We start from the raw sequence: 24022 nt of genomic DNA, 5'->3' as shown, positions 1-24022 counted from the left end.
CACAGGCAAGTGCTCCCACAGGCAAGTGCTCCCACAGGCAAGTGCTCCCACAGGCAAGTGCTCCAAACAGGCAAGTGCCCCAAAAAGCAGCGCTCCCACAAGCACTCTGCGGCGCCACTCGCGATCAGGACTTGAAATTGCAACACCCAGCCCCTATTATTAGCACTCGTTGGCAGTGAGTGCTAACAAAGCGGTGTGCAAGGCGCGCCGCCCGGATATCGACCATTTCGCGACCTTGTCGCGATTTATTTTTCAAGGAGTCATTGCATGAAAATCCGTCCGTTGCACGACCGTGTGCTGGTCAAGCGTCTGGAAGAAGAGCGCAAGACCGCCTCGGGCATCGTGATTCCCGATGCTGCTGCAGAGAAGCCGGATCAGGGCGAAATCATCGCCGTCGGCGCAGGCAAGATTCTCGAAGACGGCAAGATCCGCCCGCTGGCAGTCAAGGCAGGCGACCGCGTGTTGTTCGGCAAGTACTCGGGTCAGACCGTCAAGGTCGATGGCGAGGAACTGCTGGTCATGCGCGAAGAAGACATCATGGGCGTGGTCGAGGCCTGAGCGCTTCCTGCAACCTGAATCTTTCAAACTTTCAAGGAGTTGAACATGGCTGCAAAAGAAGTACGTTTTGGTGATTCCGCCCGTGAGCGGATGGTGACCGGTGTCAACATCCTGGCCAATGCCGTCAAGGTGACGCTGGGCCCGAAGGGTCGCAATGTGGTGCTCGAGCGTTCGTTCGGCGCCCCGACCGTGACCAAGGACGGCGTGTCGGTCGCCAAGGAAATCGAACTGAAGGACAAGTTCGAGAACATGGGCGCCCAGATGGTCAAGGAAGTCGCTTCCAAGACCTCGGACGTCGCCGGTGACGGCACGACGACCGCCACCGTGCTTGCCCAGGCCATCGTGCGCGAAGGCATGAAGTACGTGGCTGCCGGCATGAACCCGATGGACCTGAAGCGTGGCATCGACAAGGCCGTCGCCGGCATCATCGAAGAGCTGAAGAAGATTTCGAAGCCCTGCTCGACCACCAAGGAAATCGCCCAGGTCGGTTCGATCTCGGCCAATTCCGACACGTCGGTCGGCGAGCGCATCGCTGAAGCGATGGACAAGGTCGGCAAGGAAGGCGTCATCACCGTCGAAGACGGCAAGAGCCTGAACGACGAGCTGGAAGTGGTCGAAGGCATGCAGTTCGACCGCGGCTACCTGTCGCCGTACTTCATCAACAACCCGGACCGCCAGATCGCCGTGCTGGAAAGCCCGCTGGTCCTGCTGCACGACAAGAAGATCAGCAACATCCGTGATCTGCTGCCGGTGCTGGAACAGGTCGCCAAGGCCGGTCGTCCGCTGCTGATCATCGCCGAAGACATCGAAGGCGAAGCGCTGGCCACCCTGGTGGTGAACAACATCCGCGGCATCCTGAAGACCGTCGCCGTCAAGGCTCCGGGCTTCGGCGACCGTCGCAAGGCCATGCTGGAAGATATCGCCATCCTGACCGGCGGCACCGTGATCGCCGAAGAAGTCGGCCTCACGCTGGAAAAGGCCACGCTGGCTGATCTGGGCCAGGCCAAGCGCATCGAAGTGGGCAAGGAAGAAACGACCATCATCGACGGCGCCGGCACCGAAGACGCGATCAAGGCCCGTGTTGCCAACATCAACACGCAAGTCGAAGCCGCCACGTCCGACTACGACCGTGAAAAGCTGCAGGAACGCAAGGCCAAGCTGGCCGGCGGTGTTGCGCTGATCAAGGTCGGTGCCGCGACCGAGTTCGAAATGAAGGAAAAGAAGGCCCGCGTCGAAGATGCGCTGCACGCCACGCGTGCCGCCGTTGAAGAAGGCATCGTGGCCGGCGGCGGTGTGGCGCTGGTGCGCGCACTGCAGAACCTGGGCAACCTGAAAGGCGCCAACGCCGATCAGGACGCAGGTATCAAGCTGATCATGCGTGCCGTCGAAGAGCCGCTGCGCCAGATCGTCGCCAACGCCGGTGAAGAGCCGAGCGTCGTGGTGAACAACGTGAAGGAAGGCAAGGGCAACTACGGCTACAACGCGGCCACCGGCGAGTACGGCGATATGGTCGAAATGGGCGTGCTGGACCCGACCAAGGTCACGCGCACCGCGCTGCAGAACGCCGCTTCGGTTGCTTCGCTGATGCTCACCACCGACTGCATGGTGGCCGAGCTGGCCGAAGAAAAGCCGGCTGGCGGCGGCATGCCGGGCGGTATGGGCGGCATGGGCGGCATGGGCATGGACATGTAATGTCCGACGCGGCCACCGCAAGGTGGCTGCACCCGGTCACCCGATCCGAAAAAACCCGCGCGAGCGGGTTTTTTCGTTAACAATCGGTCTGCGGCAGAAGTGCGAATGGCAACATCTGTCAGGATCATCGACCGGGTCGGGCACGACTTCGAAAAAACCAGGGAAAACGAAGCAGAAAGATCCGAAACAATCCGCTCGAAAAGCGGCTGAGAACAGGCAGGAAAGAAAAGGTGGCGGAGGATGCCCCGTGCAGGGAAATGGGGCACCCTCCGGAGCGGGTGCCGGCGTGCCGGCTGCGCCCCCGAAGACCAAAAGACGGAGAACTGCAGAATATTCAGGTGGGCTTACATCTGCCTTACACTTGAATGACGAATGCAGTCACGCGCTCATCGAGGAGGCGGCCGCGAGGCCGCAAGCGACATGCACATACTGCTTGCAGAAGACGATCCGGTCATATCCGACGCCGTGGTGCGTGCGCTCAAGCGCGCCGGCTACGCGGTGGACAGCGTGGCCAATGGCAGCGAAGCCGACGCCGTGCTGCACGGTCAGGGCTTCGATCTCGCCATCATCGACCTCGGCCTGCCGCGCCTGTCCGGCATCGAGGTGATCAAGCGCATTCGGGCGCGCAAATGCACCGTACCCATCCTGATCCTCACGGCGCAGGACGGCATCGATGACCGCGTGCGCGGACTCGACGCCGGCGCCGACGACTACATGTGCAAGCCTTTCGCGCTGCCCGAACTCGAAGCGCGCGTGCGCGCGCTGACCCGGCGCGGCACCGGCATGCCGACGCGCATCGAAGTCGGCCCGCTGGCCTACGATCAGGCTGACCACGTCGCCAGCGTCAACGGGCAGGCCATCGAGCTGTCTGCGCGCGAAACGGCGCTGCTCGAAGTGCTGCTGCTGCGCGCCGGCCGGCTGGTCAACAAGGAACAGCTCGTTGACCACCTGTGCGGCTGGGGCGAAGAGGTCAGCAACAACGCGATCGAGGTGTATGTGCATCGGCTGCGCAAGAAGATCGAGCACAGCGGCCTGCGCATCGTGACGCTGCGTGGCCTCGGCTACTGCCTGGAACGACCGGATGCCGTCGCGTGAAAAGCTGAGGCAGCGCCGCAACAAGGCCGACGAGAGGGCGGCCGGCGAACACAACTCGCTGTTCGGCGAAATCCTCGACTGGATGCTCGCGCCACTGATGTTCGTGTGGCCGATCAGCATCGCCATCATCCACAACGTGGCGGACGACATCGCCCACGCGCCGTACGACAAGGTGCTCGGCGACAGCGTCTATGAACTGAGCCGCCAGGTGCGCTCGACGCCGGTCGGCGCCGCGCTGGTCAAGCCGCCGCAGATGCGCGACCTGTTCCACATCGACGGCGAAGACATCATCTACTACCAGGTGCTCGACGGCAGCGGCCGCCTGCTGGCGGGCGACGCCGAAATTCCCGACGTGCCGCAGCACCTGCCGTGGAAAGCCGGCGAGCTGTATTTCCGCGAAGGCCGCGTGAACAACGAAGACGTGCGCATCGCCTACATGTTCCAGCCGGTCACCACCCTTCCGGATTCCTACGTGACCGTGCAGGTCGCCGAAACGCTGAACAAGCGCGAGGCGCTGACGTCGCGCATCCTGTCCGGCGTGCTGCTGCCGCAGTTCGTCATCATCCCGATCGCCGTGGTGCTGGTGTATTTCGGTCTGGCGCGCGGCCTGCGGCCGCTCAACCGGCTGCAGCGCATGATCGAAAAGCGCCGCCCGACCGACCTGTCGCCGATCGAAGTCCGGCGCGCGCCAGAAGAACTGCGGCCGCTGATCAGTGCGCTCAACGACATGATGCTGCGGCTCGAACTGAATCTGGCGGCGCAGCGACGCTTCATCGCCGACGCCGCGCACCAGATGCGCACCCCGCTGACCGGGCTCAAGAGCCAGGCTGAACTGGCGCTGCTGGAAAACGACCCGGCGCAGATCCGCGCCTGCATGGAACAGATTTTCGTCAGCGCCACCAGCTCGGCCCACCTGATCAACCAGCTGCTCGCGCTGGCGCGTGCCGAATCCAGTACCGAAAAGGTGCATGTGGTCGAGCGGCTGGAACTGAACGGCCTGGTCGAGCGGCTGGTGGCCGACTGGGTTCCCGCCGCCCGCCTGCGCCGCATCGACATCGGCTTCGAGCGCGCACACGTCCCGCTGCATGTCGATGGCAATCCGGTGCTGCTGAACGAAATGTTCAAGAACCTGATCGACAACGCCATCAAGTACACACCGATCGGCGGCATGGTCACCGTGCGTCTGCGCGCCGACATCCGCGCGCTGTTCGAAGTCGAGGATTCCGGCCCGGGCGTGCCGGCAGAAGATCGTCAGCGCGTGTTCGAGCGCTTCTACCGCGTGCTCGGTACCCAGGTCGAAGGCTCCGGCCTGGGGCTGCCCATCGTGCGCGAAATCGCCGAACTGCACCGCGCCGACGTCGAACTGCTCGACGCGCGCAGCGAGTTCGGCCTGCTGGTGCGCGTGTCCTTCCCGCGCGTCATGCCCGAAACAGAAGCGCCGCGCGACGACGACGCGCCGAGCTGGCACGCCGCCCCTGCCGGTGCCGGACGGCCGGCATGAGCGCCGGCGCCGATACGCTCGAACTGGCCCTGCGCGTCTTCGTCGTCCTGAAGGGGCTCAACGAGCTGCTGCTGCTCACCTTCATCGCCCAGGGTGCGCTGTGGCTGCTCGCCGGCAGCCAGCGCCAGCACAACCTGATCTACAACGCCTTCAACCTGGTCGGCGCGCGCATCCTCGCCATCACCCGCCGCATCACCCCCGCCTTCGTGCCCGACCGCCACCTGCCGGCGGTCGCACTGTTCTGGCTGCTGCTCGCCGAACTGCTGCTCATCATCGCCAAGATCAGCCTCGTGCTCGAACTGCAGGCCCGCCCCGCCGCCTGAATACGCCAAACTCTTTGACACTGCCTGCCCGACGCATTACCATCGCGGCCTCGCGTGGCCTGGTAGCTCAGTTGGTAGAGCAGCGGATTGAAAATCCGCGTGTCGGTGGTTCGATTCCGCCCCAGGCCACCACCCCTTCAGACGGCTCGCCATCACGGCGGGCCGTTTTCGTTTCGGCTTGTTAGGCGTCAGAACACTGGCGCAACGCGACAGGCGAAACGACGCGAAAAGAAACGCGCGCTCCGTCGTCGCTCGTAGCCACCCAGTGGCCGTCCACCACATCCTCAAAGCGCAGCAATTCAATGATGATTCGCCGTCGATGAAATTTACACTTTCGTTCTTTGCGATGATCTCTATTGTCTAGAAGCTTGTTTATGAAGACCAACGTCATTAATGGTCTAGGACTTGCTTATCTGTGATTCCAAGTTCAGTTCCGTGCATTAGATAACTTTCCCGGGGAAAAACCGATGCCGATCAATAAGTCTCTTGTGGCTCTTCTTTTGCTCACTGCCGCTGCCACTGCCAATGCAGCGACCTACACGATCACGCAGACCTTCAATGACCTGATGTATTCCGACTTCGGCGCAGGCATCGGCTTCGGAGAGATACCGACCGGCGATTGGATCTTCAGGGCGACGCTGGAAGCTGATGGGGAGGATCTATCCCCAGTCGAGCTCAGCAGCTTGTACGCCTTGACCAGTCTGACATTCACTCAAGAGTCGATTGGGGCGATTGACGTCAGGATCGTGAATGTTCCGTATCTCTACTTCACACCCAATGCGTTCGGCTTCACGTCGAGCATGCATGAAAGCGGTTCGCCGATGGTGCCGCTAACGGAAACGTTTTACGGATTCAATTACCACTTTGCAGGAGCAAAAACACTTGCCGAACGCATTGTGCTGATCCCGGATGTTCAGTCACCCGCGGAATCGGGATTAAACAACATTCCATTTGCCGCGTACGGGATCGGGTTTCAGTTTGAAGACGGTCGGGCTCTGTACGGGAGCGCGATCTCTACGCCAAATAGCACAATCACGGTGTCGGTCGTTCCTGAGCCGTCTTCAGCGGCGATGATGATCCTCGGGTTCGGTGCGGTCGTATCATTCGCACGTCGAAGCCGTTCCTAACGCCGATAGGACGATTGAGGGTGATGGTGTCTGCTGTCCACTCATCAGGCGTTGAATCGCCCCGGGTTTTCTAGACACTTTCACGCACAAAAGCAGGGCGATGGCGCGCGCTGCGAATGGTGCCAGACCAAGGCACCACATCGTACGGTCACGTCAGCCGACAGGCTCTAGTGCAGCGTCCGCATCCCCCCAAACCCTCAACGCACCGCAGCCGGCACGGCTTCAACCGGCCGGCTCGCTTCGCTCTGCGCTGCGAGCCACTGCGTGGCGTCGCGGGCGGTCATGGGGCGGGACCACAGGTAGCCCTGGCCCTTGTCGCAGCCCAGCGTGGTGAGCAGGGTGGCCTGACCGTCGGTTTCGACCCCCTCGGCGGTGGTGCTCATGCCGAGGCTGCGGGCGACGCGTACGGTGGCTTCGATCAGGACGCGCTTGTGCAGATTGGTTTCGGCGTCGGCAACGAATGAACGGTCGATCTTGACGACGTCGATCGGCAGCTGGCCGAGACAGGCGAGCGATGAGTAGCCGGTGCCGAAATCGTCCAGCGCCAGGGCGATGCTGAGCGCCTTCAGTTCGAGCAGGCGGGTGCGGATGTCATCGCCCTGGGCGGCCATGCTCTCGGTCACTTCGAGCTGCAGTGACGTGGCCGGCATGCGGGTCGTGCGCAGCACGCGCTCGACCTGACGGGCGATGTCGGCATCATTCAGCTGGGCGCGCGAGAGGTTGACCGAAATCATGCGGGGCATGCCGGGGCCGAACTGTCTTTGCCATGCCATGTGCTGGCGGCATGCCGAATGCAGGACGAATTCGCCGAGTGCGCCGATCAGGCCGCACTCTTCGGCGATTTCGATGAACTCGATCGGCGACACGACACCGCGTTCCGGGTGCTGCCAGCGCACCAGCGCCTCGAAGCCCGCGACGCGGCCATCGGGCAGTTCGACGATGGGCTGATAGACGACGAACAGTTCCTTCTGTTCGAGCGCGCGCCGGAGCTCATGCTCCATGACGCCGAGTCGGGTCGCCCTGTCCTTGATCGACGGGTTGAACAGCACGTGGCGTCCGCCGCCGGCGCGCTTTGCTTCCTGCATGGCGAGGCTCGCGTCCTGCAGCACCGTGTTGGCGAGCGATGCGGTATGCACGCCGGCTACGACACCGATGCTGGCTGATACATGGACTTCGACGCCATTGATCAGATACGGGCGCGACAGGGTGTCGATCAGCCGCTGCGCGACGCTGTGCACATCTTCGCTGTCGCGCATCCCGTCGAGCAGAAGCACGAATTCATCGCCGCCGAGTCGCGCCGTCGTATGCAGGGATTCGTGCGGCGAGCCGACCGCATCGCGCTGCCGGACGGTGCTGTTCAGCCGCTCGGCGACCATGCGCAGCAGCCGGTCGCCACCTTCCTGTCCGAGCGTCAGATTGACCCTGTTGAAGCGGTCGAAGTTGATGAACAGCACCGCGAAGTGGGGCGGGGCCTCACCTTCCGAACGCGCGAGCGCCTGCTGTATGCGTTCGAGCACGGCGGCACGGTTCGGCATCTGGGTGAGGCTGTCGGTGCGCGACGCGTCGCGCATCCGCGATGCCAGCCGCTGCTGCTCCAGTTCCACCTCGTGCGTCACATCGTTGACGCAGCCCATGATGGTGTGGGCATCGAGTCGCAGCAGGCTGAGGCCGAGCACGCGTCTGCTGCGGGTCGGCGGCAGCACGGGCATGCGCAGTCCTTCGCACACCAGCGCGCCCGGTTCGGCTGCGGCGGCGACCATTGCGCGCAGGTCGGGCGCGACTTCGGCCAGCACCTCGAACAGATTGTCCAGATTGCCCTGTCGCGCGAGCGGCATCAGCAGCTGCGCAGAGCGCGGATTCATCATCGTTACCGAGCCGTCGGGCCGGATCTGCAGCAGGCCGGTCGGCGCCTGGTATAGGAACTGGATCAGCGCTTCGAGATTGGGCGGCTGGAGCGCCTCCGCATCAAGGTCTGCGCTCATCGCACGGCAGCCGGCAGGGTGGCAGGTTGCCAGCGTTCGACCCGGTTGCGACCTTTGGCCTTGGCGGCGTAGAGCGCCTCGTCGGCACGCTGCACCAGCGCGTCGAAATCGGTCGCGTCGGCATCCATGGCCGCCACGCCGGCGCTGACGGTGTACCGCACCATGTGCTCGCCGACCACGGCCGGTGTGGCCTCGATCAGGCGACACAGTCGCTGTGCGACCTGCTCTGCGCCTTCCAGGGACGTGTCCGGCAGCAGCACGATGAATTCCTCGCCACCGAAGCGCGCCAGCACATCCATTGCCCGGAAGGTGGCGGTCATGCTGGCGGCCAGATGGCGCAGCACGCCGTCGCCGATGACGTGTCCGTACTGGTCGTTGATCCGCTTGAAGTGATCGGCGTCGATCATGACCAGCGACAGCGGTCGCGGCGAGCGGGCCCAGCGCTGCATTTCCAGTTCGGCCGCTTCGACGAAGGCGCGGCGATTGAACAGCCCGGTCAGGTGGTCGCAGGACACGGCCGTCAGCATCGCTTCGGCCGCCTCGCGCCGATCCGACACGTCGCGGATGATGAGGCTGTAGGCATGTTCGTCCGACGGGGTGTCATCGCTGTCGTGCAGCGGGGCAATGAGGCAGCTGCCCCAGTAGCGGCTGCCATCGGCGCGTATGCACCATCCTTCGTCCAGGCTCCAGCCTGTCAGATCGGCCTCGTGCAGGCGGTCCAGCACGCGCTGGCCGGACATGGCATCGGCCGGGTAGAACATCGACAGGCTGTGACCTTCGACCTGCTCCCGGCTGAAGCCGCTGATCCGGCTGATGCTCGGGTTCCAGCCCTGCACGCAGCCGCGGTGGTCGAGTGAAACCAGGGCGTAGTCGCTCAGGCCGATGGCCAGGGTGTTGATCCAGGCCTGGCTCTGGCGCAGTTCGCGCTCCCGGCGGACCGACTGCGTCACGTCCGAAAGCACGGCCATCAGACGTTCGGCGTCCAGCTTGAGCAAGGTCAGCGACAGCACCTGGTGCTGCCTGCGGCCCGCCTGGCCAGTCGAGATCGGCACTTGCTGGGCGTCGCAGATGGTGCCGTGCGCATCCGGAAATTCCCTCACGCGCTGGCGCAGGTCGGGCACGACGGCTTCGAGTGCCGTAAACAGGTTGGCCAGCTGGCCATCCGGGGACAGCGGCATCAGCAGCTGCGCACAGAGCGGATTGACCATGGTGATTTCGCCGTCCGCCAGCGTCTGTACCAGGCCGATCGGCGCCATGTACATGAACTGCAGCAGCGCTTCGTATTCCTGTTCTACCGGTGCGCTCATGCTGGGCTCCGCCTCAGGCCTGACGATGAACCAGCACGTAGCGCAAAGCGCTGCCGGGTCGGGCGAGCAATCTGAGCTTCACCTTGACCGGCCGCATGCGCAGCGTCAGGACGTAATCGATGATGTCGTCGAGCGCGCTGCCATCCTGCTGCGCATCCTCGAAGCGCTGGGCGATCATGAAGTTGTTCATGCACGGCGCGACGACCGTGAACAGCGCATGGCCGAGCACGCGATCAGGCGACAGGCCTGCAGCGGTCGATTCGAAACGGTTGTAGCGCGTCACGCGCGCGGCGTCATCCATGCCGATGACGCCGAAATCCAGTCCGTCCAGTTCGGCATCGCTGGCGCGCTCAAGAAAGTCGAGGATGGCTGCGTCTGCAAAGGACACGGTATGTTCAGTGTTCATGGTGCTCCTTGGGTCTGAATCTCCGGCTGCGACGAGGCGCACCGGATGCCAAAGCGTGGGTGATGGCTACTTTAGTTAGCGTTCTAAATATCGGCATTTTGCCGCCAAACTTGAGCGGATCTGAGCGGAGCCCGGTGCTACCCAGCCCCCGCATCAGCGCGCCTGCGGTGCGATGGACCAGTCTGCAAGCTTGCCGCGTTCGTCCCTCGGAAGCCGGTCGCCGAAGGTCCATCCGCGCGGGCATTCCGGGGCTGTCAGCCGCTCTTTCACCCACGCCTCAAGCTCGGGCAGCAAGGCAGCGGGGGCCGTGCCCGCGCGCGCCACGACGAAGGCCTTCAACCGCTCGCCTTCTCCAGCCGACATGCGGCGCACTGCGCAGGCCTCGACCTGCGGATGTTCCAGCAGCACGGCGCGCACCCGGGCCGGAAACACATTCACGCCGGCCACCTGCACCGCCTCGTCCCGCCGGCCACCAAGCCGGAAGCGCCGGTCGCCGTCAGGCACCCATTCGAGGACGTCCTGCAGCAGGGCCTGAACCGGCGTGCCGTCGGCCGTCGCCCGTGTCAGCACTGTGTCGCCGTTGTGTGCGTCACCTTCCGTGCGCCGCCAGTGCGGCATCAATTCATAGGGCGCGCCTGCGGCATCGCGCCAGCCGACGCCCGCCGTTTCCGAACTGCCGTAGATCTGGATCAGGCGCGCCAGACCTTTCGCGATCAGCGCGTCGGCGAGGGCGTCCGGGCAGGGCGCCGTCGACGTGATGCCGACGATGTCGGCGGGCAGACGCGGGCAGAAGCGGTCGACCAGTGCCCAGTGTGCCGGGTGGCTGACGATCAGGTCACCCGCGTGCAGCCGACCTTCCAGCGCCAGCGGCGACAGCTGCCGGATGTCTTCCGTGCCGGTGGCGCCCAGCCGGGGCGGAAGCAGCACCCCGAAAATGAAGCCGTAGATGTGATGAACCGGTACGGCCAGCAGCACCCGCCTGCGCGGCCCGATGCAGTCCGCCAGCGCGTCGGCTTCGGCTTCGAGTGTGTTCAGCGCATGCCGGCAGGGTTTTGGCGTGCCGGTACTGCCGGACGTGCGGAAGGTCAGGTGCGTGTCCGCCTGCGCGAGCCCTTCCGCCGCCAGCGCACACCACTGTCCGAACTGCTGTACCCCGGGCAGTGCATCGATCACCGAAGATTCGTGAAGCTGCAGCATTTCGGCGATCGCTGCGGCCACCGTGTAGCGTTCGAGCGAGTCGAGTCCGAAACCGGTCTCATCCAGCGCCATGTGCGCCGGCCAAGGCGGCGGCGGGGCGCTGCCGCCCGGTCTAAGGCGACGGATTTCTTCGGCGATCAGGTCGGCCAGCACGCGCGCGACCGCCGCTTCGTCGGCGTACCAGGGCGCCGTCATTCACCCGACTCCAGCACGTTGCCGGCGCTGTTTCCGCGCAGCGCACTGACCAGATGCATCAGTTCCTGATCAAGTGCGCGGTCTTCGACGACCAGCGGAATGTGTGCTTCGAGCCATGCCTGCGTGTCCGCCAGCACCGGCGGCAAGCTGCCGCCGTCGATGCGCAGTCGCAGCGTGACGGCCTGCCGCGCCGCGATCAGCATGGCGGCCAGCACCTGGTCGCCCAGATCGAGGGTGCGCTGGCAGTCGCGCGCCGCGATCGTGCCCATGCTCACCTTGTCCTGGTTGTGGCACTCGGTCGAGCGCGAGAACACCGACGCCGGCATCGTCATCTTCAGCGCTTCGGCGGTCCACGCCGACACCGCGATCTGCAGCGCTTTCAGCCCGTGGTTGATCGCGCTGCGGTCGGCGGTGGCGGCCGACAGGTTGTCGGGCAGGCCGTGGCTGAAGCGGCTGTCCACCAGCAGTGCCAGTTGCCGGTCCAGCAGGTCGAGCACGTTGGCCACCGCGGTTTTCAGGCAGTCCATCGCGAACGACACGTGACCGCCGTAGAAATGGCCGCCGTGCAGCACACGACCCGACTCGGGGTCGATCAGCGGATTGTCGTTGGCGCTGTTCAGTTCGTTCTCGATCAACGAACGGGTGAACGGCAAGGCGTCTTCCAGCACGCCGATCACGTGCGGTGCGCAGCGCAGTGAATAGCGGTCCTGCAGTCGCGCCGGATTGCGTCCGGCGGCTTCATCCGCACAGGCCAGGTCGCGGCGCAGCCAGCGCGCGACCGCGCGCGGGCCCGGATGCGGTTTGGCGTCGAACAGCAGTGTGTCGAAGTGGTGCGGATTGCCCGCCGTCGCGAACACGTTCAGCGCCGTCAGACGGGTGGCGATGCGGCTGCACCGTTGTGCCCGCTGCCAGGCGAGGCAGGACAGCGCGGTCATGACGGCGGTCCCGTTCATGATCGCCAGACCTTCCTTCGGCTGCAGCGCCAGCGGCTCGACACCGGCCTGTTCCAGCGCCTCTTTCGCCGGCATCCGCCGGCCCTGCCACAGCACGTCGCGCTCGCCGCACAGTGCGGCGGCGACATACGACAGCGGCGTCAGATCGCCGCTGGCGCCGACCGAACCTTCGGCCGGAATGCACGGCAGGATGTCGTGCTGCAGAAAAACCTCGATTTGCTGCAGCAGTGCATGGCGCACGCCCGACATGCCCTGGCACAGCGACGCCAGCCGCACCGCCAGCACGGCGCGCGTCTCTTCGGCGTCGAGCAGGCGTCCCATGCCGACACCGTGATAGGCGTAGAGGTGATGAGGCAGTTCGGCGATCTGGGCGGGCGGTACCGGCACCGTGCACGATTCGCCATAGCCGGTGGTGACGCCATAGATCACGCCGTCGTCGGTAAGCAGTTGCAGCACGGCCCGGGCGCCGGCATCGATGCGTTCGCGGAACCGCTGATCGGTGGACAATTCGGCGCGCCGCGTGCCGTGCGCGATGGCATCGATGGCTTCGATGTCGAGTGGCTGACCGTCGAAAACAACGGCCTCCGGGTGCTGTGCAGCTGCGGTCATGAAAGCAGGTTCGGATGTGTGCAGGGGGAAAGCATGGCATCTGTCGGCCGGGATGCCTATCGCCCTCCGTGTGTGCCCGCCGGAATCTGCATGGACATGCGCGAGGCCGGGCAGTTTCCGCGCGAGGGCAGGCATCGCGTCCACGAGGCAAGGCGCTGTCATGTCATCGGGATTGGCGCCGCTCGAAGTCGGTCCGTGACTTGTCCGCGGCATATCGTCTCGTTATCATCGACCGCGTGCAGACAGCAAACGCCCCGCGCCCTCGCTCGAGGGACAGGCGAGACGAACATGCTGCAATTGCAGTCCCTTGGAGACCTGACGGTGGTCGTGGACGGCGTTGCCGTTCCCTCGCTGACCAATTCGAAGGCGGCGGCGCTCTGGTTGTACGTTGCGCTGACCGGTGGGGCGTGTTCGCGCGCCCTGCTGTGCCGGATGTTCTGGGGTGAACTCGACGAAGCCGCCTCACGCGCCAACCTGCGCTTCGTTCTGACCCGTTTGCGGCAGGAGCTTCCCGCTTATGTCCAGGCTGATCGCACGACAGTCCGTGTGCCCGCGGATGCGGGCTGGAACCTCGATCTTTTCGCGCTGGATGCCCCGCTGTCCGCAGTCGGGGAGAGCATCCCCACGTTGCTTGCGCTGCGCATCGAGAATTTCCTGGGTGGATTGCGTCTGCGAAAGGCGCCGGATTTCGAGGACTGGCTTTCACTGCAGCGCGAAACCCTGGGCGGTAAATATCTTGGACGTCTCGATGAAGCCGCCACTGCGCTGCGTGCCGCCGGCGATCATCGGGGCGAGGCGGAGGTGCTTCGGCGCTGCCTGTCGATTGCGCCCTGGTCCGAACCCCATCATCAGGCGTTGATCCGGAGCTACATCGACATGGGGCAGCCGGCGTCGGCGATTGCCCAGTACGAGGCGTGTGCAAAGGCCTTGCGGCGCGAGCTCGATGCGGCGCCCGATGCCGACACGCTCGCACTTTACGAGTCTGCGCTGCATGCGGACAGCGCTGTCGATGCCGCACCCGCGGCCTGCATGACGGCCGTCGGCACGTCTGGCGCGCAGACGCTGCCAGTGCGCAGGGTGACGCTGGACGAAACCCTCCCGTGGGTCGGGCGTAGCGAAGAGCAGGCGCGCATCGTATCGTTGCTGTCCAGCGCCGAGGCGCGTGTGGTCACCCTGGTCGGCCCGGGCGGTATCGGCAAGACACATCTTGCACTGGCCGTGGGTGCGCTGCTGTCCGCGCATTTTGCGGATGGCGCGTGCTTCGTGGACCTGTCCGATCTGGCGCCGCAGACCGGTGCCGAGTGCGCGGCGCTGGTCGCGCACCGGGTGGCGGCTGCGCTGGGCATCGCCCTGCCAGCGGGGCGCGAGCGCGAATCGTTGCTTGAAGTGCTCGCACCAGGTCGGCAGCTGCTGATTCTCGACAACTTCGAGCAGGTGGCCGACGCACGCGATCTGGTGGCGACGCTTGCCCGCCATGCCACCGGCCTGCGCATTCTGGTCACCAGCCGGCATCAGTTGGGGCTGGCGACCGAGTGGATCGTCAGGCTTTGCGGCCTGCCGTTCCCGGATACCGAGCGTTGGACACCGGAACTGCGCAGCGCGCCCGCACCCAGCCTGTTCTGCGAACTCGCGCGTCGCCAGCAGCCCGGCTTCGATGCGGACGCAGACGGCGTTCACGTCCTGCGGATATGCCGCGCAGTCGAGGGGTATCCGCTCGGTCTGGTGCTGGCGGCCCGCTGGCTCGCAACCCTGTCGTGCCGGGACGTGGCCGATCGACTTTGTGCGGGCGCTCACGTGCTCGGCGAGGCGCCGGCCACGTTGCCGGAGAATCCCCGCCACAGCGACATGGCTTCGGTGTTCGATCATTCGTGGCGTCTGCTGGAACCGGCGGAGCAGCAAGTACTCAGCGCCCTGTGCATGTGCCGGGGTGGCTTCACGCCTGACTCCGCCCTGGCTTTCTGTGGTGGCACGCTCACGATCCTCGCGGGCCTCACCGCCAAGTCGCTGCTGCAGCCCGCTCGCCATGGGCGGCTCGACGTACATCCGCTGCTGCGCGATTTCGGGGAGCGCAAGTTGCTGCATTCCGGGGCGAACGGAGCCGTGCGTGATGCCCATGCGCGGCACTTTCTGGCGCTTCTGCAGGCTGGCCATCAGCGATTCGAGGCCCATGCGGACACCGTCGCGCTGGACGCGCTGCGCGCGGAACAAGGCAATCTGCGAGTGGTGTTCGACCATCTCGTGAGTTCCGGGGCCATTGACGCGCTTGCGCGCCTGCTGCCCGGGCTGTGTGCCCTGTACCGGATGCAGGGCTGGTTCGACGAACTTGCCGGTCTGCTGCAGCGGGCACTCGCCATGCAGGGATTGCCATCGGCTTGCGCTTCGAGCTGGCAACTCTGGCTCAGCGATGTTTTCTTCCAGCTCGGTCGTCATGCGGAGTGCCGCGCCGCGGCGCTCGAGTGCCTGGCCCGGCAGGGTGACATCGACATGGAGCAGGGCTCGCCGAACCGGCACATGCTGCGAGAGTTCGCGCGTACGCTGAACGGTCGCTGGTGGCGGCACGGGAACCTCGATGCCGACGCCGAAGTGCTCGTTTCCCGTGCCCACAACAGGCTTGCGCAGGTCTATTTCTTCGAAGGCGACAGGCCGAGATTCGTCGCAAGCTCCCTGCGTTCGATCAACATCGTGCGCGCCGGCAGTCGCCCCGAGCATCTTGCCTCCGGTGCGCTCGTGCTCAGTTACACGCCGTTCAAGTCAGAGGCCGCGCGCTATGCGGCCAGGGCGGAGCGGTGCCTGGATCAAGCCGGAATGGCCGAGCAGGCGTGGACCCACGAGCAGCTCTGTCTCTACCGGCTTGCCGGTGGCGACCTGGACGCCGCTCGGGGGCACGGACAGACGGGTGCCGACATCTTCTGGCGGCTGCGTCAGTACAGGAACTGGGGCGAATGCACGGCCCTGATGTCCTATGCCAACGATTTCGCAGGTCGGCTCGAAACGGCCCGCACGCATATGCTCACGCTGTGCGAGGAAGGACGGCGTGTCCGCGAGGCCGCGTCTGAACTCTGGGGGCTGCTCGCCTTGTGCACGATGGACCTTCGCGTCGCGGCCTCGACGCCGCATGTGGACCTGCACACCATCGACAGGCTGGCGGCCAGGGTGGTGGACCCGAATACCCAGCTTCTCCGCCACGGCGTGCTCGCCTGGTGGTTTGCGCGAACCGGGCGCAAGGCAGAGGCGCTGTCATCGATCGACACCTTCTGCCGCGTGTTCGACCGGGCAACGATGACGTCCATCTATGCCCTGAACGGCTTCACCGGCTGTGCCATGGCGCTGGTGGTGGTGGCGCATCATGAGACCGGCGATCGACGCGCCCTGGTCGCGGCCGGCGAAGGCCTGATCGGGCGTGCCTTGCGGTTTGCGCGCCTGCTGCCAGCCGCACGGCCGCGCGTGAGGTATCTGCAGGCGCTGTGGTGGATGGCGAGCGGTCGCCGCACACGCGGCGAACGTCGGCTGGCGCGGGTGCTGAATGATCTGCCGGCCGACATCGATCGTGCCGGATTCTCGGCCGGACTGCATTTGCCCCGAGAAGGAAGCAAATAAAATCAATGAGATAAAAAAATAACAGCGCGATCTCCGCAAACTAACGCGCAACTAACGACCTGTGCTTCATTGTTGAATCCCGCACCGCGCTGTCGTCTGCTCGGTCGATGTGCCCACCGGACTCTGGAGACCACAATGAAGATCAATCCTTTATGCAGCCGCAGTCGCGCCCTTGCGACGCTGATGGCCGGACTGCTTGCAGGCGTCGCGGCATCCGACGCCCGAGCGCTTGAACTGCTCACACAGAACGTGTCGTTCAACACCGCCGGCCAGAGCATCTGGAGCGAAGGCGATGCGTTCGATTTCAGCTACGCCCAGTTCTTCGGCGCCACATCACCGCGCAAGACCAATGTCTACAACCCGAATGCGGTGTCGGGCAAGGTTGAAATCAAGGTGCTGCCCGACTTCGACTGGTACGTGAATCCGTACTTTTCCCTCACCACGGAGCTGACGGCGGGCATCGAAGTCGGCGCCAACATTCATGGCGGCTCCATCGATGCGAACCTTGACTACGCCATCGCCATTTCCGCGCCCGGGCCGATCGTCCGGGGTGAATATTTCCAGCTCGAGGCGGTCGCCAGCACCCGCGGCAGCAGCGCCTTTGCGACCCGCCCGGCCAACGCATCGGCCTGGGTGGATGGTATTCTGGACGCGTATGCGCAGAGTTTCATCCGGTTTGAGACTGCACGTGATCTCGGCGACCACGACTATCGCCTGACCACCACGCTGGCCAATGTCGATGTGCGCAAGGAAATCGTGTCCTTCAACCGCGATGACAGCGGCCGACTGCGCATCATCGGAGCCGGAGACGTGGGCGGCGTCGGCAGTGTCTACACGCTGCCTGCTGCCGCCCTGAACGGCTCCACGAACGTGACCGCCGGCGACTGGCGGGTGTCGGCGAACGGTGCGCTCGGCACCGATACGCTGACCGGTGCAGGCCAGACAACGCTGCTCACCGCGGATATCGACGTGGACCAGTTTCTGCTGAGCGGATCGGACGTACTGGGGACGCGGCTGCGCAGGGATTTCGGCGTCATCGACATCGATTTCGGTTACGAAGTTGTGGATCTGGACGCTGCACTGACCGTCGGGCTGCAACAGAGCTTCGAGGTGTCCGGCGACGTGCTCATGCAGCTCAGCTTCAGTGAGGCTGTGCGGCTGGAGAATATCGGCGAAATGACGCAATGGATCGGCCGGATCGACGAACTCCCGGCGATCGCCGTGCTGGGGGGCGATGTGACGGTGGATGCCCGGTTCCTTGTCGATGCGACGCTGTCCAACCGGACCGGCATCACGTTCGGCGCGTCCCTCGATCTGACCTTGCTGGAGCTGTTCGCCCGCGCGAGCTATGACGTGTCCTATTTCGGATCCGATCGTCGCGGGCAGTTCCTCAATGCCCGGTACGGCCCCGTGTTTCAGTGGTCGTCCGCCTCCAACGCACTGGAAATCCCCGTGTTCGACAACGAATTCGCGCTGGGCGGTTTCCAGTCGGTCGACGGCGGCACTTTCGTGCTGAGTGCGGTGCCGGAGCCCCGCACAGCAGGCCTGCTGTGCGCGGGTCTGCTCGTGCTGGGGCTGGCGGTGCGCAGACAACGGATCTGACCCGGGTTTCCAGCAGGACATCCGTCCGGCGCCGAACGTTGCAGCAACGCAGTGCCGGTAAAGAGGTTCGTCCCACTCCGAAGCGCGCCTGAGGCGATCACAGCGCGCCGATCGGGCACCGTGTCCGGGCAAGGTCAGGGTGTGTTGCGCCGGCGCTGCAGCGCGCGCGTGCCCACTACGGCCAGGCCCAGCAGCATGAGCAGTGCCATGTGCGGCTCGGGAATGGCGGGCGGCTGCACGTAGTCGTAGCCGCCCACGCCATCGATGTAGACATCGACGGCGGGGTCGGCCGAAGCGAAATACAGGTACGCGGAGTTGCCATAGCTCGAATGCGATGTGCGACCGTTCGCCACTTCGTCCGCCTGCCAGGCGGCAGTGCTGACACCGGTCGAGGCGCGCAGGCTGTAGTCGACGTCCAGCGTTTCTCCGATGTAGGCGATGAACGAGCCACCCATGCCCGCAATGCTTCTTTGCGCGCTGTTGGACGATTCGGTATCGCCGAACAGGACCGTCTCGATGCCGTCGCGTCTGGCGACCACGTTCAGATACAGCGTGCCCTCGCCGATGCCGGTGATGTTGAATACGGTGCTCAGTGTGACGGCCGTTCCGTTGGCGAGTGTCGAAGACCGGATCCTGATGCGGTCTTCGACCGCCGCATAACCGTAGCCGCTGATGCCGGGCACGAAGGCGCCACCCGTGCCGGTGACTTCGACCATGACCGAGGCGTGCAGCGAACCCGGCAGCGCGAGTGCGAAGGCATCGCCGGTCAGCCGGAAGTTCGGAGAGCCGCTGGTATTGCCCGGTGCATACACTTCGCGCAGCAGCTGGCTGCCGGTCGATACGCCATCCGGGTCGCTGACCAGCAGCGGCTGGTCGAGCAAGCGATTGCACTCGCGCGTGTCGTTGTTGGTGGTGCAGGACGTGTTGCCGGGACCGATGACGTTCGGCTCGTATTTCGTCTCGACGTGCGCATACACGGAGGCGGTTGCGGCATGTACGGTCGGGCTGGCAATCGCGAAGAGGGCCGCGATGGACGAGCTTGCAATGGCAATTCGCATGCTGGCGACTCCCCGGACTGACTGACTTCAGTGTAGGTCACCGCCACGACATGTACAGGAATGTGGTCGATCACATGCATCCGATCGTCGCATCACCGCCCACCGTCCCGCGAAAATGGCGCTTGCCCGCAGCCGAAGTCCGTCGCCGATGCAGCCACGACGCCAGCCGCTTCACCCGCTCGACCGACGCTTTATCCCAAGCACCAGCGCCAACCCCGCCGCGAACAGCGCATGGGTCGCCGGCTCGGGAATCGGCGCTGCCAGACCGGTGACTTCAAGACCCAGCGTGTGCTCGCCGAAGTGCAGCGCATAGGTGTAGCCGGCGCGCGCCGCTTCGCCCGCGGTGGAGAGCGCGAAGGCGCCGCTGCGCGCACCGAAGGTCATCAGTTCGAAGGTGTCACCGAGTGCGGGCAGGAATCCGTCGGCGAAGCGGACTTCGAGCAGGCCGTCGAGACGGGCATCGCCGGCCACGGCAAACGGCCCCGCGAAGCCGCCCAGATCCACCGCCAGCGTGCCGTCGGCGGTCTGCTGGAAATCGACGGCCGCAGACACCCGGCCGGACTTCAGCACGAGGCGGCCCTCATTGACGAACTCGCTCATGCTGAATGCAAACTCGCCGGTGCCCGTGTCGCGCTGGACGATACCCTGATTGACGAACCGCCCGGGGCCGAAGATGCCACCGGTGCCGGTGGGCGTGGCATCGTTGGTGACCCGCAGCGAGGCGCCGGACAGCACGGTCAGCGTGGCGTCATTGCCGACGCCGAGCCCCACATTGCCTTGCACCACGGTATCGCCGCCCAGTTCGACCAGCCCCGAATTGACGATGAAGTTGCCATGAAGGTCCAGTCCGTCGGCAAACCGTGTGCGGCTGCCCGCGCCGCCGATGACGAAACCGATGCCGTCGACCCGTGCCCGGTTGATGACGGTCACCTGCCCCTGCGGCAGGAAGTTCGCGCTATTGAAGCGCAGGTTCCGGATGCTGCCGTCACCGCTCCAGATGCCCTTGGCGCCGTTCTCCAGCGTGACCGTCCCGTCGAGCGCGAAGCGGGCGGCGTCAACGGTGAAGTCTTGGAACTGGGAGAAGGTGACGTTTCCCGTACCGGAGAGGGTGTTCGCGAAGCTGTGCGCGCCCGAGAAGCGCAGTTCCGCGCCGGCATCGACCGAGAAGCTGCCTGCGTGCGTGAGCGTATCGAATCCGCTGATGAAGGACAGCACGCCGGTGCGGTTGCGCACCGCGCCCTGATTGCCGCCGCCGCGTAGGAAGATTTCGAATGTGCCGGTGCCGGCGCTGCGGTCGATGGTGCCGTCGTTGATCAGGCTGCTCTGCACGGCAAACCGGTCGCCCGACCGGATGTCCAGGGTCGCGCCCGATGCGATGTGCACCGGCACGGCGCCGAACAGGATGCCGACGCCGCCTTCGATGATCGACGTGCCCTGCAGTTCGACCGCGCCTGCGTTCATGCCCACCAGCCCGGGTGCAGTCAGGTGCAGGCCCTTCCGGAAGGTCCAGGTACCGCTCGGAATCGAGCTGTCCACATGAATGACACCGCCGCTCCAGTTGAAGGTGTCCTCGAAGGTGGCGTCGCCCCTGACCAGCAGCGAGCCCCCGGCGTGTTCGAACGGCGACTTCGCCAGCAGGCTGGCGACGGTGTAGCGGGACAGGGGGGAGGACGGCGCTCCCGGCAGCTGCCGCACGACGGCGACCGCGCTGCCGAGATCGACCGTGACGTCGTCGGCGCCGGTCGGCAGCGCCGCGCCCGGCCAGTGGGCCGGATCGTCCCAGAAGCCGCTGCCGGGCGTGGCCCACGTGACATCGGCGGCCAGCGCCGCCGAACCTGCTGCCTGGAGCAGTGCCACGGCAAGCAGGCGCCGCAGCCAGTGTGCTTGAGTCATTTCGAAGGCGCTCCTGCGACCGCGCGGTCAGGCTCATCCGGCGCCACCGATGTGGACGGTCCCTTCGCGCGAGCCGGCCGCCGCCGCGCTGCCCACAGTCCTGCCGCGCCCGCCGTTGCCAGCAGCAACAGGCCGTCGGGTTCCGGTATCGGGGCGGTCGGGCGATTGTCGAAGGTTGCCGAGAAGGCGAGGTCGGTTCCTGCGGTGAATCGCCACTGTGAGGCGAGTGCGGTGTCGAGGTCGGCGAATGCGGAAGCCGGAATGTTGTAGGAGCCGCCTGGGAGGTCGCTGCCTGCGGTGGCCAGCCGCAGTCGCGAATCGTCGGGGATCTCCAGCTCGAAATTGTTCGCGAACAGAAACATCATGTAGGTGCTGCCGGCGATGATCGCCGCATCGATGTCGAACCTGTACAGTTCGAACTGCAGTGCGGACGTGACCGGGACAGTGATCTCGGCGCTGCTGTACAGCGTCGGGCCGACGATGAAGCGGGTGAGCGGGTTGTACTGCACCAGATGCGCCTGCATCACGACCGGCACCGGATTCGTGTTGCTGCCGTGGACCCCGTCACTCAGCAGGAAGGTGAAGTCGATGAGGCGGTTGGTGCCCGTCGGTGCGACGAAGAACTGTCCCCACGCGGAGAACCCTGAAGAGCCGAAGTCGCCGATGCTGGCGCTGCCGTTCCACGACGGCAGGGTGCTGACGACGATGGGCGCAGCGGCTGCATCGCGCACTGCGCCGGCCAGGGTGCATGCAAGGCAGACCATCAAGGTGATCGATTTCATGTCGGCATCTCCGGCGGCATAAGGAACGGTGACCGATGCCGCCAGCCTTTGTGCAGCGGATCGTGCAGGTACCCGGTCGTCACGGTGCCCGGATCGGGGCCGAATATGCGCCATGCCTGCCGTGTGCATTGTGTTCAGAGGATGTACTGCGAGGCAATACGCATATGTTCGTACGCCGGCTGCGTGAAACATCGCCGCCCGGTTCGTTCAAGCGATCGCCTCTTGTGGTCATGCCGTGCGGCGCGCAGGGCCGCTACAGTCCGGCTTCAATGGCATTCGTCCGGTGGTACGGTTAGTCTTGCACCACCTGCGGCGCGCCAGTGAGCGGCTCACAGACCCATAAGAGGAGGAGAAGAGATGAACACATCTACCGTGGCTGCCAGGGCAGCCGATGTGCAGGGCAAGGTAACGACCTTCGATGCAGTGGTGATCGGCGCAGGCGTGGCCGGCATGTACCAGCTGTACCGGCTGCGCCAGCAGGGTCTGAACGTGGTGGCCATCGAAGCCGGCTCGGCCGTGGGCGGCACCTGGTACTGGAACCGCTATCCCGGCGCACGCGTCGATTCGCAGGCCTACATCTATCAGTACTGGTTCTCGGAAGACCTGGCGAAGGAGTGGAACTGGAGCGAGCGCTTCCCGGCCCAGCCGGAAACCGAGGCTTACCTGAACTTCATCGCCGACCGCTGCGACCTGCGCAAGGACATCCGCTTCAACACCCGCGTCGTCGGCGCCCGCTTCGACGAAGCGACGAACCGCTGGCAGATCCGTACCGATGCCGGCGACGTGCTCGATACCAAGTATTTCGTTTCGTGCGCCGGCATGCTGTCGGCGCCGCTGACCTCGACCTTCCCGGGGCAGGAAACCTTCAAGGGCCCGATCTTCCATACCGCGCGCTGGCCGAAGGAGCCGGTCGAGCTCGCCGGCAAGCGCGTCGGCGTCGTCGGCACGGGCGCGACCGGCATCCAGGTGATCCAGACCATTGCCAGCCAGGTCGGTCACATGAAGGTGTTCCTGCGTACGCCGCAGTACATCATTCCGATGCGCAACCCGAAGTACGCCGACAGCGACCGCGCCGCGCAGAAGCAAGGTTTCCAGGACATGCGCAAGCGCGTGCAGGGCACCTTCGCCGGGTTCGACTACGACTTCGCCGGCGACAGTTTCTACGACATGACGCCGGAAGCGCGTCGCGAACTGATGGAAAAGGTATGGGCCGACGGCTCGCTCAGCTTCTGGCTCACGCTGTACCCGGAAATGTTCACCGACCAGAAGGTGAATGACGAGGTGTCGGAATTCGTGCGCGAGAAGATGCGCGAACGCATCAAGGATCCGGTGCTGGCCGAAAAGCTGATCCCGACCAGTTACGGTTTCGGCACCCATCGCGTGCCGCTGGAAACGCAGTTCCTCGAAGCCTTCCTGCGGCCGAATGTCGAGATCGTCGACGTGAAGGCCTCGCCCATCGTGTGCGTGACGCCGGAAGGTGTAAAGACGGCCGACGGCAAGATCCACGAACTGGATGTGCTCATCCTGGCCACCGGTTTCGACGCCGGCACCGGCGCGCTGACGCGCATGGACATCCGGGGTCGCGGCGGCCGCTCGCTGACCGAAGACTGGAACAGGGACATCCGCAGCACCATGGGCCTGATGGTGAACGGCTATCCCAACCTGTTCACCACGGCTGCGCCGCTGGCGCCGTCGGCGGCGTTCTGCAACATGACCACCTGCCTGCAGCAGCAGGTCGACTGGGTGACCGACTGCATCAAGTACATGGAAAGCCATGACCTGAAGGTGATCGAGCCGACCCGGGAGACGGAAGACAAGTGGGTGGCGCACCATGACGAGATCGCCAACGCGACGCTGGTGACCAAGACCGACTCCTGGTACATGGGTTCGAACATCGAAGGCAAGCCGCGCCGACTGTTGTCCTACATCGGTGGGGTCGGCACCTATCGCCAGAAGTGCGATGAGGTGACGGCGTCGAACTACGCCGGATTCAATCTGCAGTAACGCACCGCCGGTCGCGGACGCACGGGACGGGGGCCTTGGGGCCCCCGTTTTCATGTCGGCTGCGGCACGCTCCGGTCGCGACCCGGTCACAGCCGGGCCGGCGACGCTCTGGTAAGCTCGGCCCAGGGAATGCAACGCGTC

At 65.1% G+C, this 24022-nt stretch carries 17 protein-coding genes and 1 tRNA gene; 10 read left to right on the top strand and 8 right to left on the bottom strand.

From position 1 onward, the window contains the following. Positions 1 to 267: 267 nt before the first annotated feature. The 7 genes from groES (at position 268) to BSY238_RS05600 (ending at position 6296) form a co-directional block, all read left to right on the top strand. Positions 268 to 558: a co-chaperone GroES gene (gene groES, locus BSY238_RS05630; RefSeq protein ID WP_069038271.1), complete on the top strand. Its 291-nt coding sequence runs from the start codon at positions 268 to 270 to the stop codon at positions 556 to 558. Between the two features lie 45 nt (positions 559 to 603). Further along, positions 604 to 2250: a chaperonin GroEL gene (groL, locus tag BSY238_RS05625; protein WP_069038270.1), complete on the top strand. Its 1647-nt coding sequence runs from the start codon at positions 604 to 606 to the stop codon at positions 2248 to 2250. A gap of 420 nt (positions 2251 to 2670) precedes the next feature. Further along, on the top strand, positions 2671 to 3345 hold the full coding sequence (locus tag BSY238_RS05620) for a response regulator transcription factor (protein WP_069038269.1): 675 nt from the start codon (positions 2671 to 2673) through the stop codon (positions 3343 to 3345). Continuing rightward, positions 3332 to 4846: a sensor histidine kinase N-terminal domain-containing protein gene (locus BSY238_RS05615; protein ID WP_069038268.1), complete on the top strand. Its 1515-nt coding sequence runs from the start codon at positions 3332 to 3334 to the stop codon at positions 4844 to 4846. Before BSY238_RS05620 ends, BSY238_RS05615 begins: the two co-directional genes overlap by 14 nt. Continuing rightward, a complete protein-coding gene (locus tag BSY238_RS05610) occupies positions 4843 to 5169 on the top strand; it encodes a hypothetical protein (protein WP_069038267.1) in 327 nt (108 codons plus the stop codon). Before BSY238_RS05615 ends, BSY238_RS05610 begins: the two co-directional genes overlap by 4 nt. A 56-nt stretch (positions 5170 to 5225) precedes the next feature. Further along, positions 5226 to 5301, top strand: a tRNA-Phe gene (locus BSY238_RS05605). A 335-nt stretch (positions 5302 to 5636) separates the two neighbouring features. Then, positions 5637 to 6296, top strand: coding sequence for a PEP-CTERM sorting domain-containing protein (locus tag BSY238_RS05600; protein WP_069038266.1), 660 nt, complete (start codon positions 5637 to 5639; stop codon positions 6294 to 6296). Positions 6297 to 6493: 197 nt separating this feature from the next. Here the strand turns inward: BSY238_RS05600 and BSY238_RS05595 are convergent, their stop codons facing one another. From BSY238_RS05595 to BSY238_RS05575, 5 genes are all read right to left on the bottom strand, one after another. Further along, entirely contained in the window at positions 6494 to 8278 is a 1785-nt protein-coding gene (locus tag BSY238_RS05595; RefSeq protein ID WP_069038265.1) for a putative bifunctional diguanylate cyclase/phosphodiesterase, read from the bottom strand. Further along, complete coding sequence (locus tag BSY238_RS05590; protein ID WP_069038264.1) at positions 8275 to 9585, bottom strand: sensor domain-containing diguanylate cyclase; 1311 nt, start codon at positions 9583 to 9585, stop codon at positions 8275 to 8277. The genes BSY238_RS05595 and BSY238_RS05590 overlap by 4 nt, the downstream gene beginning before the upstream one ends. 13 nt (positions 9586 to 9598) lie before the next feature. Beyond that, a complete protein-coding gene (locus BSY238_RS05585) occupies positions 9599 to 9991 on the bottom strand; it encodes a phosphonate transporter (protein ID WP_069038263.1) in 393 nt (130 codons plus the stop codon). A 153-nt stretch (positions 9992 to 10144) separates the two neighbouring features. Then, entirely contained in the window at positions 10145 to 11383 is a 1239-nt protein-coding gene (locus tag BSY238_RS05580) for an AMP-binding enzyme (protein WP_069038262.1), read from the bottom strand. Further along, positions 11380 to 12945: an HAL/PAL/TAL family ammonia-lyase gene (locus tag BSY238_RS05575; RefSeq protein ID WP_069038261.1), complete on the bottom strand. Its 1566-nt coding sequence runs from the start codon at positions 12943 to 12945 to the stop codon at positions 11380 to 11382. The genes BSY238_RS05580 and BSY238_RS05575 overlap by 4 nt, the downstream gene beginning before the upstream one ends. A gap of 288 nt (positions 12946 to 13233) precedes the next feature. Here BSY238_RS05575 and BSY238_RS05570 point away from each other — a divergent pair, with 288 nt between their 5' ends. Together BSY238_RS05570 and BSY238_RS05565 are read left to right on the top strand one after the other, a co-directional pair. After that, entirely contained in the window at positions 13234 to 16542 is a 3309-nt protein-coding gene (locus BSY238_RS05570; RefSeq protein WP_190295059.1) for an ATP-binding protein, read from the top strand. Positions 16543 to 16677: 135 nt separating this feature from the next. Next, positions 16678 to 18144 (top strand): PEP-CTERM sorting domain-containing protein, encoded by a 1467-nt coding sequence (locus BSY238_RS05565; RefSeq protein WP_150123886.1) that lies wholly within the window; start codon positions 16678 to 16680, stop codon positions 18142 to 18144. A 134-nt stretch (positions 18145 to 18278) separates the two neighbouring features. On the opposite strand, the gene BSY238_RS05560 is transcribed toward BSY238_RS05565, so the two are convergent. The 3 genes from BSY238_RS05560 to BSY238_RS05550 form a co-directional block, all read right to left on the bottom strand. Next, positions 18279 to 19202 (bottom strand): PEP-CTERM sorting domain-containing protein, encoded by a 924-nt coding sequence (locus tag BSY238_RS05560; RefSeq protein WP_069038258.1) that lies wholly within the window; start codon positions 19200 to 19202, stop codon positions 18279 to 18281. Positions 19203 to 19373: 171 nt separating this feature from the next. Then, entirely contained in the window at positions 19374 to 21095 is a 1722-nt protein-coding gene (locus tag BSY238_RS05555) for a hypothetical protein (RefSeq protein ID WP_069038257.1), read from the bottom strand. Next, entirely contained in the window at positions 21092 to 21877 is a 786-nt protein-coding gene (locus tag BSY238_RS05550) for a PEP-CTERM domain protein (RefSeq protein ID WP_069038256.1), read from the bottom strand. The genes BSY238_RS05555 and BSY238_RS05550 overlap by 4 nt, the downstream gene beginning before the upstream one ends. Before the next feature lie 357 nt (positions 21878 to 22234). Between BSY238_RS05550 and BSY238_RS05545 the strand changes: the two genes are divergently transcribed. Beyond that, positions 22235 to 23881, top strand: coding sequence for a flavin-containing monooxygenase (locus tag BSY238_RS05545; RefSeq protein ID WP_069038255.1), 1647 nt, complete (start codon positions 22235 to 22237; stop codon positions 23879 to 23881). The last annotated feature ends 141 nt before the right edge of the window (positions 23882 to 24022 follow it).

The sequence above is a fragment of the Methyloversatilis sp. RAC08 genome, assembly GCF_001713355.1.
Lineage (GTDB): Bacteria > Pseudomonadota > Gammaproteobacteria > Burkholderiales > Rhodocyclaceae > Methyloversatilis.
This window is presented reverse-complemented; position numbering and strand designations above follow the sequence as displayed.

Bases quoted from the DNA above. Each gene is read 5' to 3' on its own strand.
- BSY238_RS05590 (WP_069038264.1), bottom strand. From the start codon at position 9,585: ATGAGCGCACCGGTAGAACAGGAATACGAAGCGCTGCTGCAGTTCATG.
- BSY238_RS05610 (WP_069038267.1), top strand. From the start codon at position 4,843: ATGAGCGCCGGCGCCGATACGCTCGAACTGGCCCTGCGCGTCTTCGTC.
- BSY238_RS05585 (WP_069038263.1), bottom strand. From the start codon at position 9,991: ATGAACACTGAACATACCGTGTCCTTTGCAGACGCAGCCATCCTCGAC.
- groL (WP_069038270.1), top strand. From the start codon at position 604: ATGGCTGCAAAAGAAGTACGTTTTGGTGATTCCGCCCGTGAGCGGATG.
- BSY238_RS05560 (WP_069038258.1), bottom strand. From the start codon at position 19,202: ATGCGAATTGCCATTGCAAGCTCGTCCATCGCGGCCCTCTTCGCGATT.
- BSY238_RS05570 (WP_190295059.1), top strand. From the start codon at position 13,234: ATGCTGCAATTGCAGTCCCTTGGAGACCTGACGGTGGTCGTGGACGGC.
- BSY238_RS05575 (WP_069038261.1), bottom strand. From the start codon at position 12,945: ATGACCGCAGCTGCACAGCACCCGGAGGCCGTTGTTTTCGACGGTCAG.
- BSY238_RS05550 (WP_069038256.1), bottom strand. From the start codon at position 21,877: ATGAAATCGATCACCTTGATGGTCTGCCTTGCATGCACCCTGGCCGGC.
- BSY238_RS05620 (WP_069038269.1), top strand. From the start codon at position 2,671: ATGCACATACTGCTTGCAGAAGACGATCCGGTCATATCCGACGCCGTG.
- BSY238_RS05565 (WP_150123886.1), top strand. From the start codon at position 16,678: ATGAAGATCAATCCTTTATGCAGCCGCAGTCGCGCCCTTGCGACGCTG.
- BSY238_RS05595 (WP_069038265.1), bottom strand. From the start codon at position 8,278: ATGAGCGCAGACCTTGATGCGGAGGCGCTCCAGCCGCCCAATCTCGAA.
- BSY238_RS05600 (WP_069038266.1), top strand. From the start codon at position 5,637: ATGCCGATCAATAAGTCTCTTGTGGCTCTTCTTTTGCTCACTGCCGCT.
- BSY238_RS05545 (WP_069038255.1), top strand. From the start codon at position 22,235: ATGAACACATCTACCGTGGCTGCCAGGGCAGCCGATGTGCAGGGCAAG.
- BSY238_RS05615 (WP_069038268.1), top strand. From the start codon at position 3,332: ATGCCGTCGCGTGAAAAGCTGAGGCAGCGCCGCAACAAGGCCGACGAG.
- groES (WP_069038271.1), top strand. From the start codon at position 268: ATGAAAATCCGTCCGTTGCACGACCGTGTGCTGGTCAAGCGTCTGGAA.
- BSY238_RS05580 (WP_069038262.1), bottom strand. From the start codon at position 11,383: ATGACGGCGCCCTGGTACGCCGACGAAGCGGCGGTCGCGCGCGTGCTG.
- BSY238_RS05555 (WP_069038257.1), bottom strand. From the start codon at position 21,095: ATGACTCAAGCACACTGGCTGCGGCGCCTGCTTGCCGTGGCACTGCTC.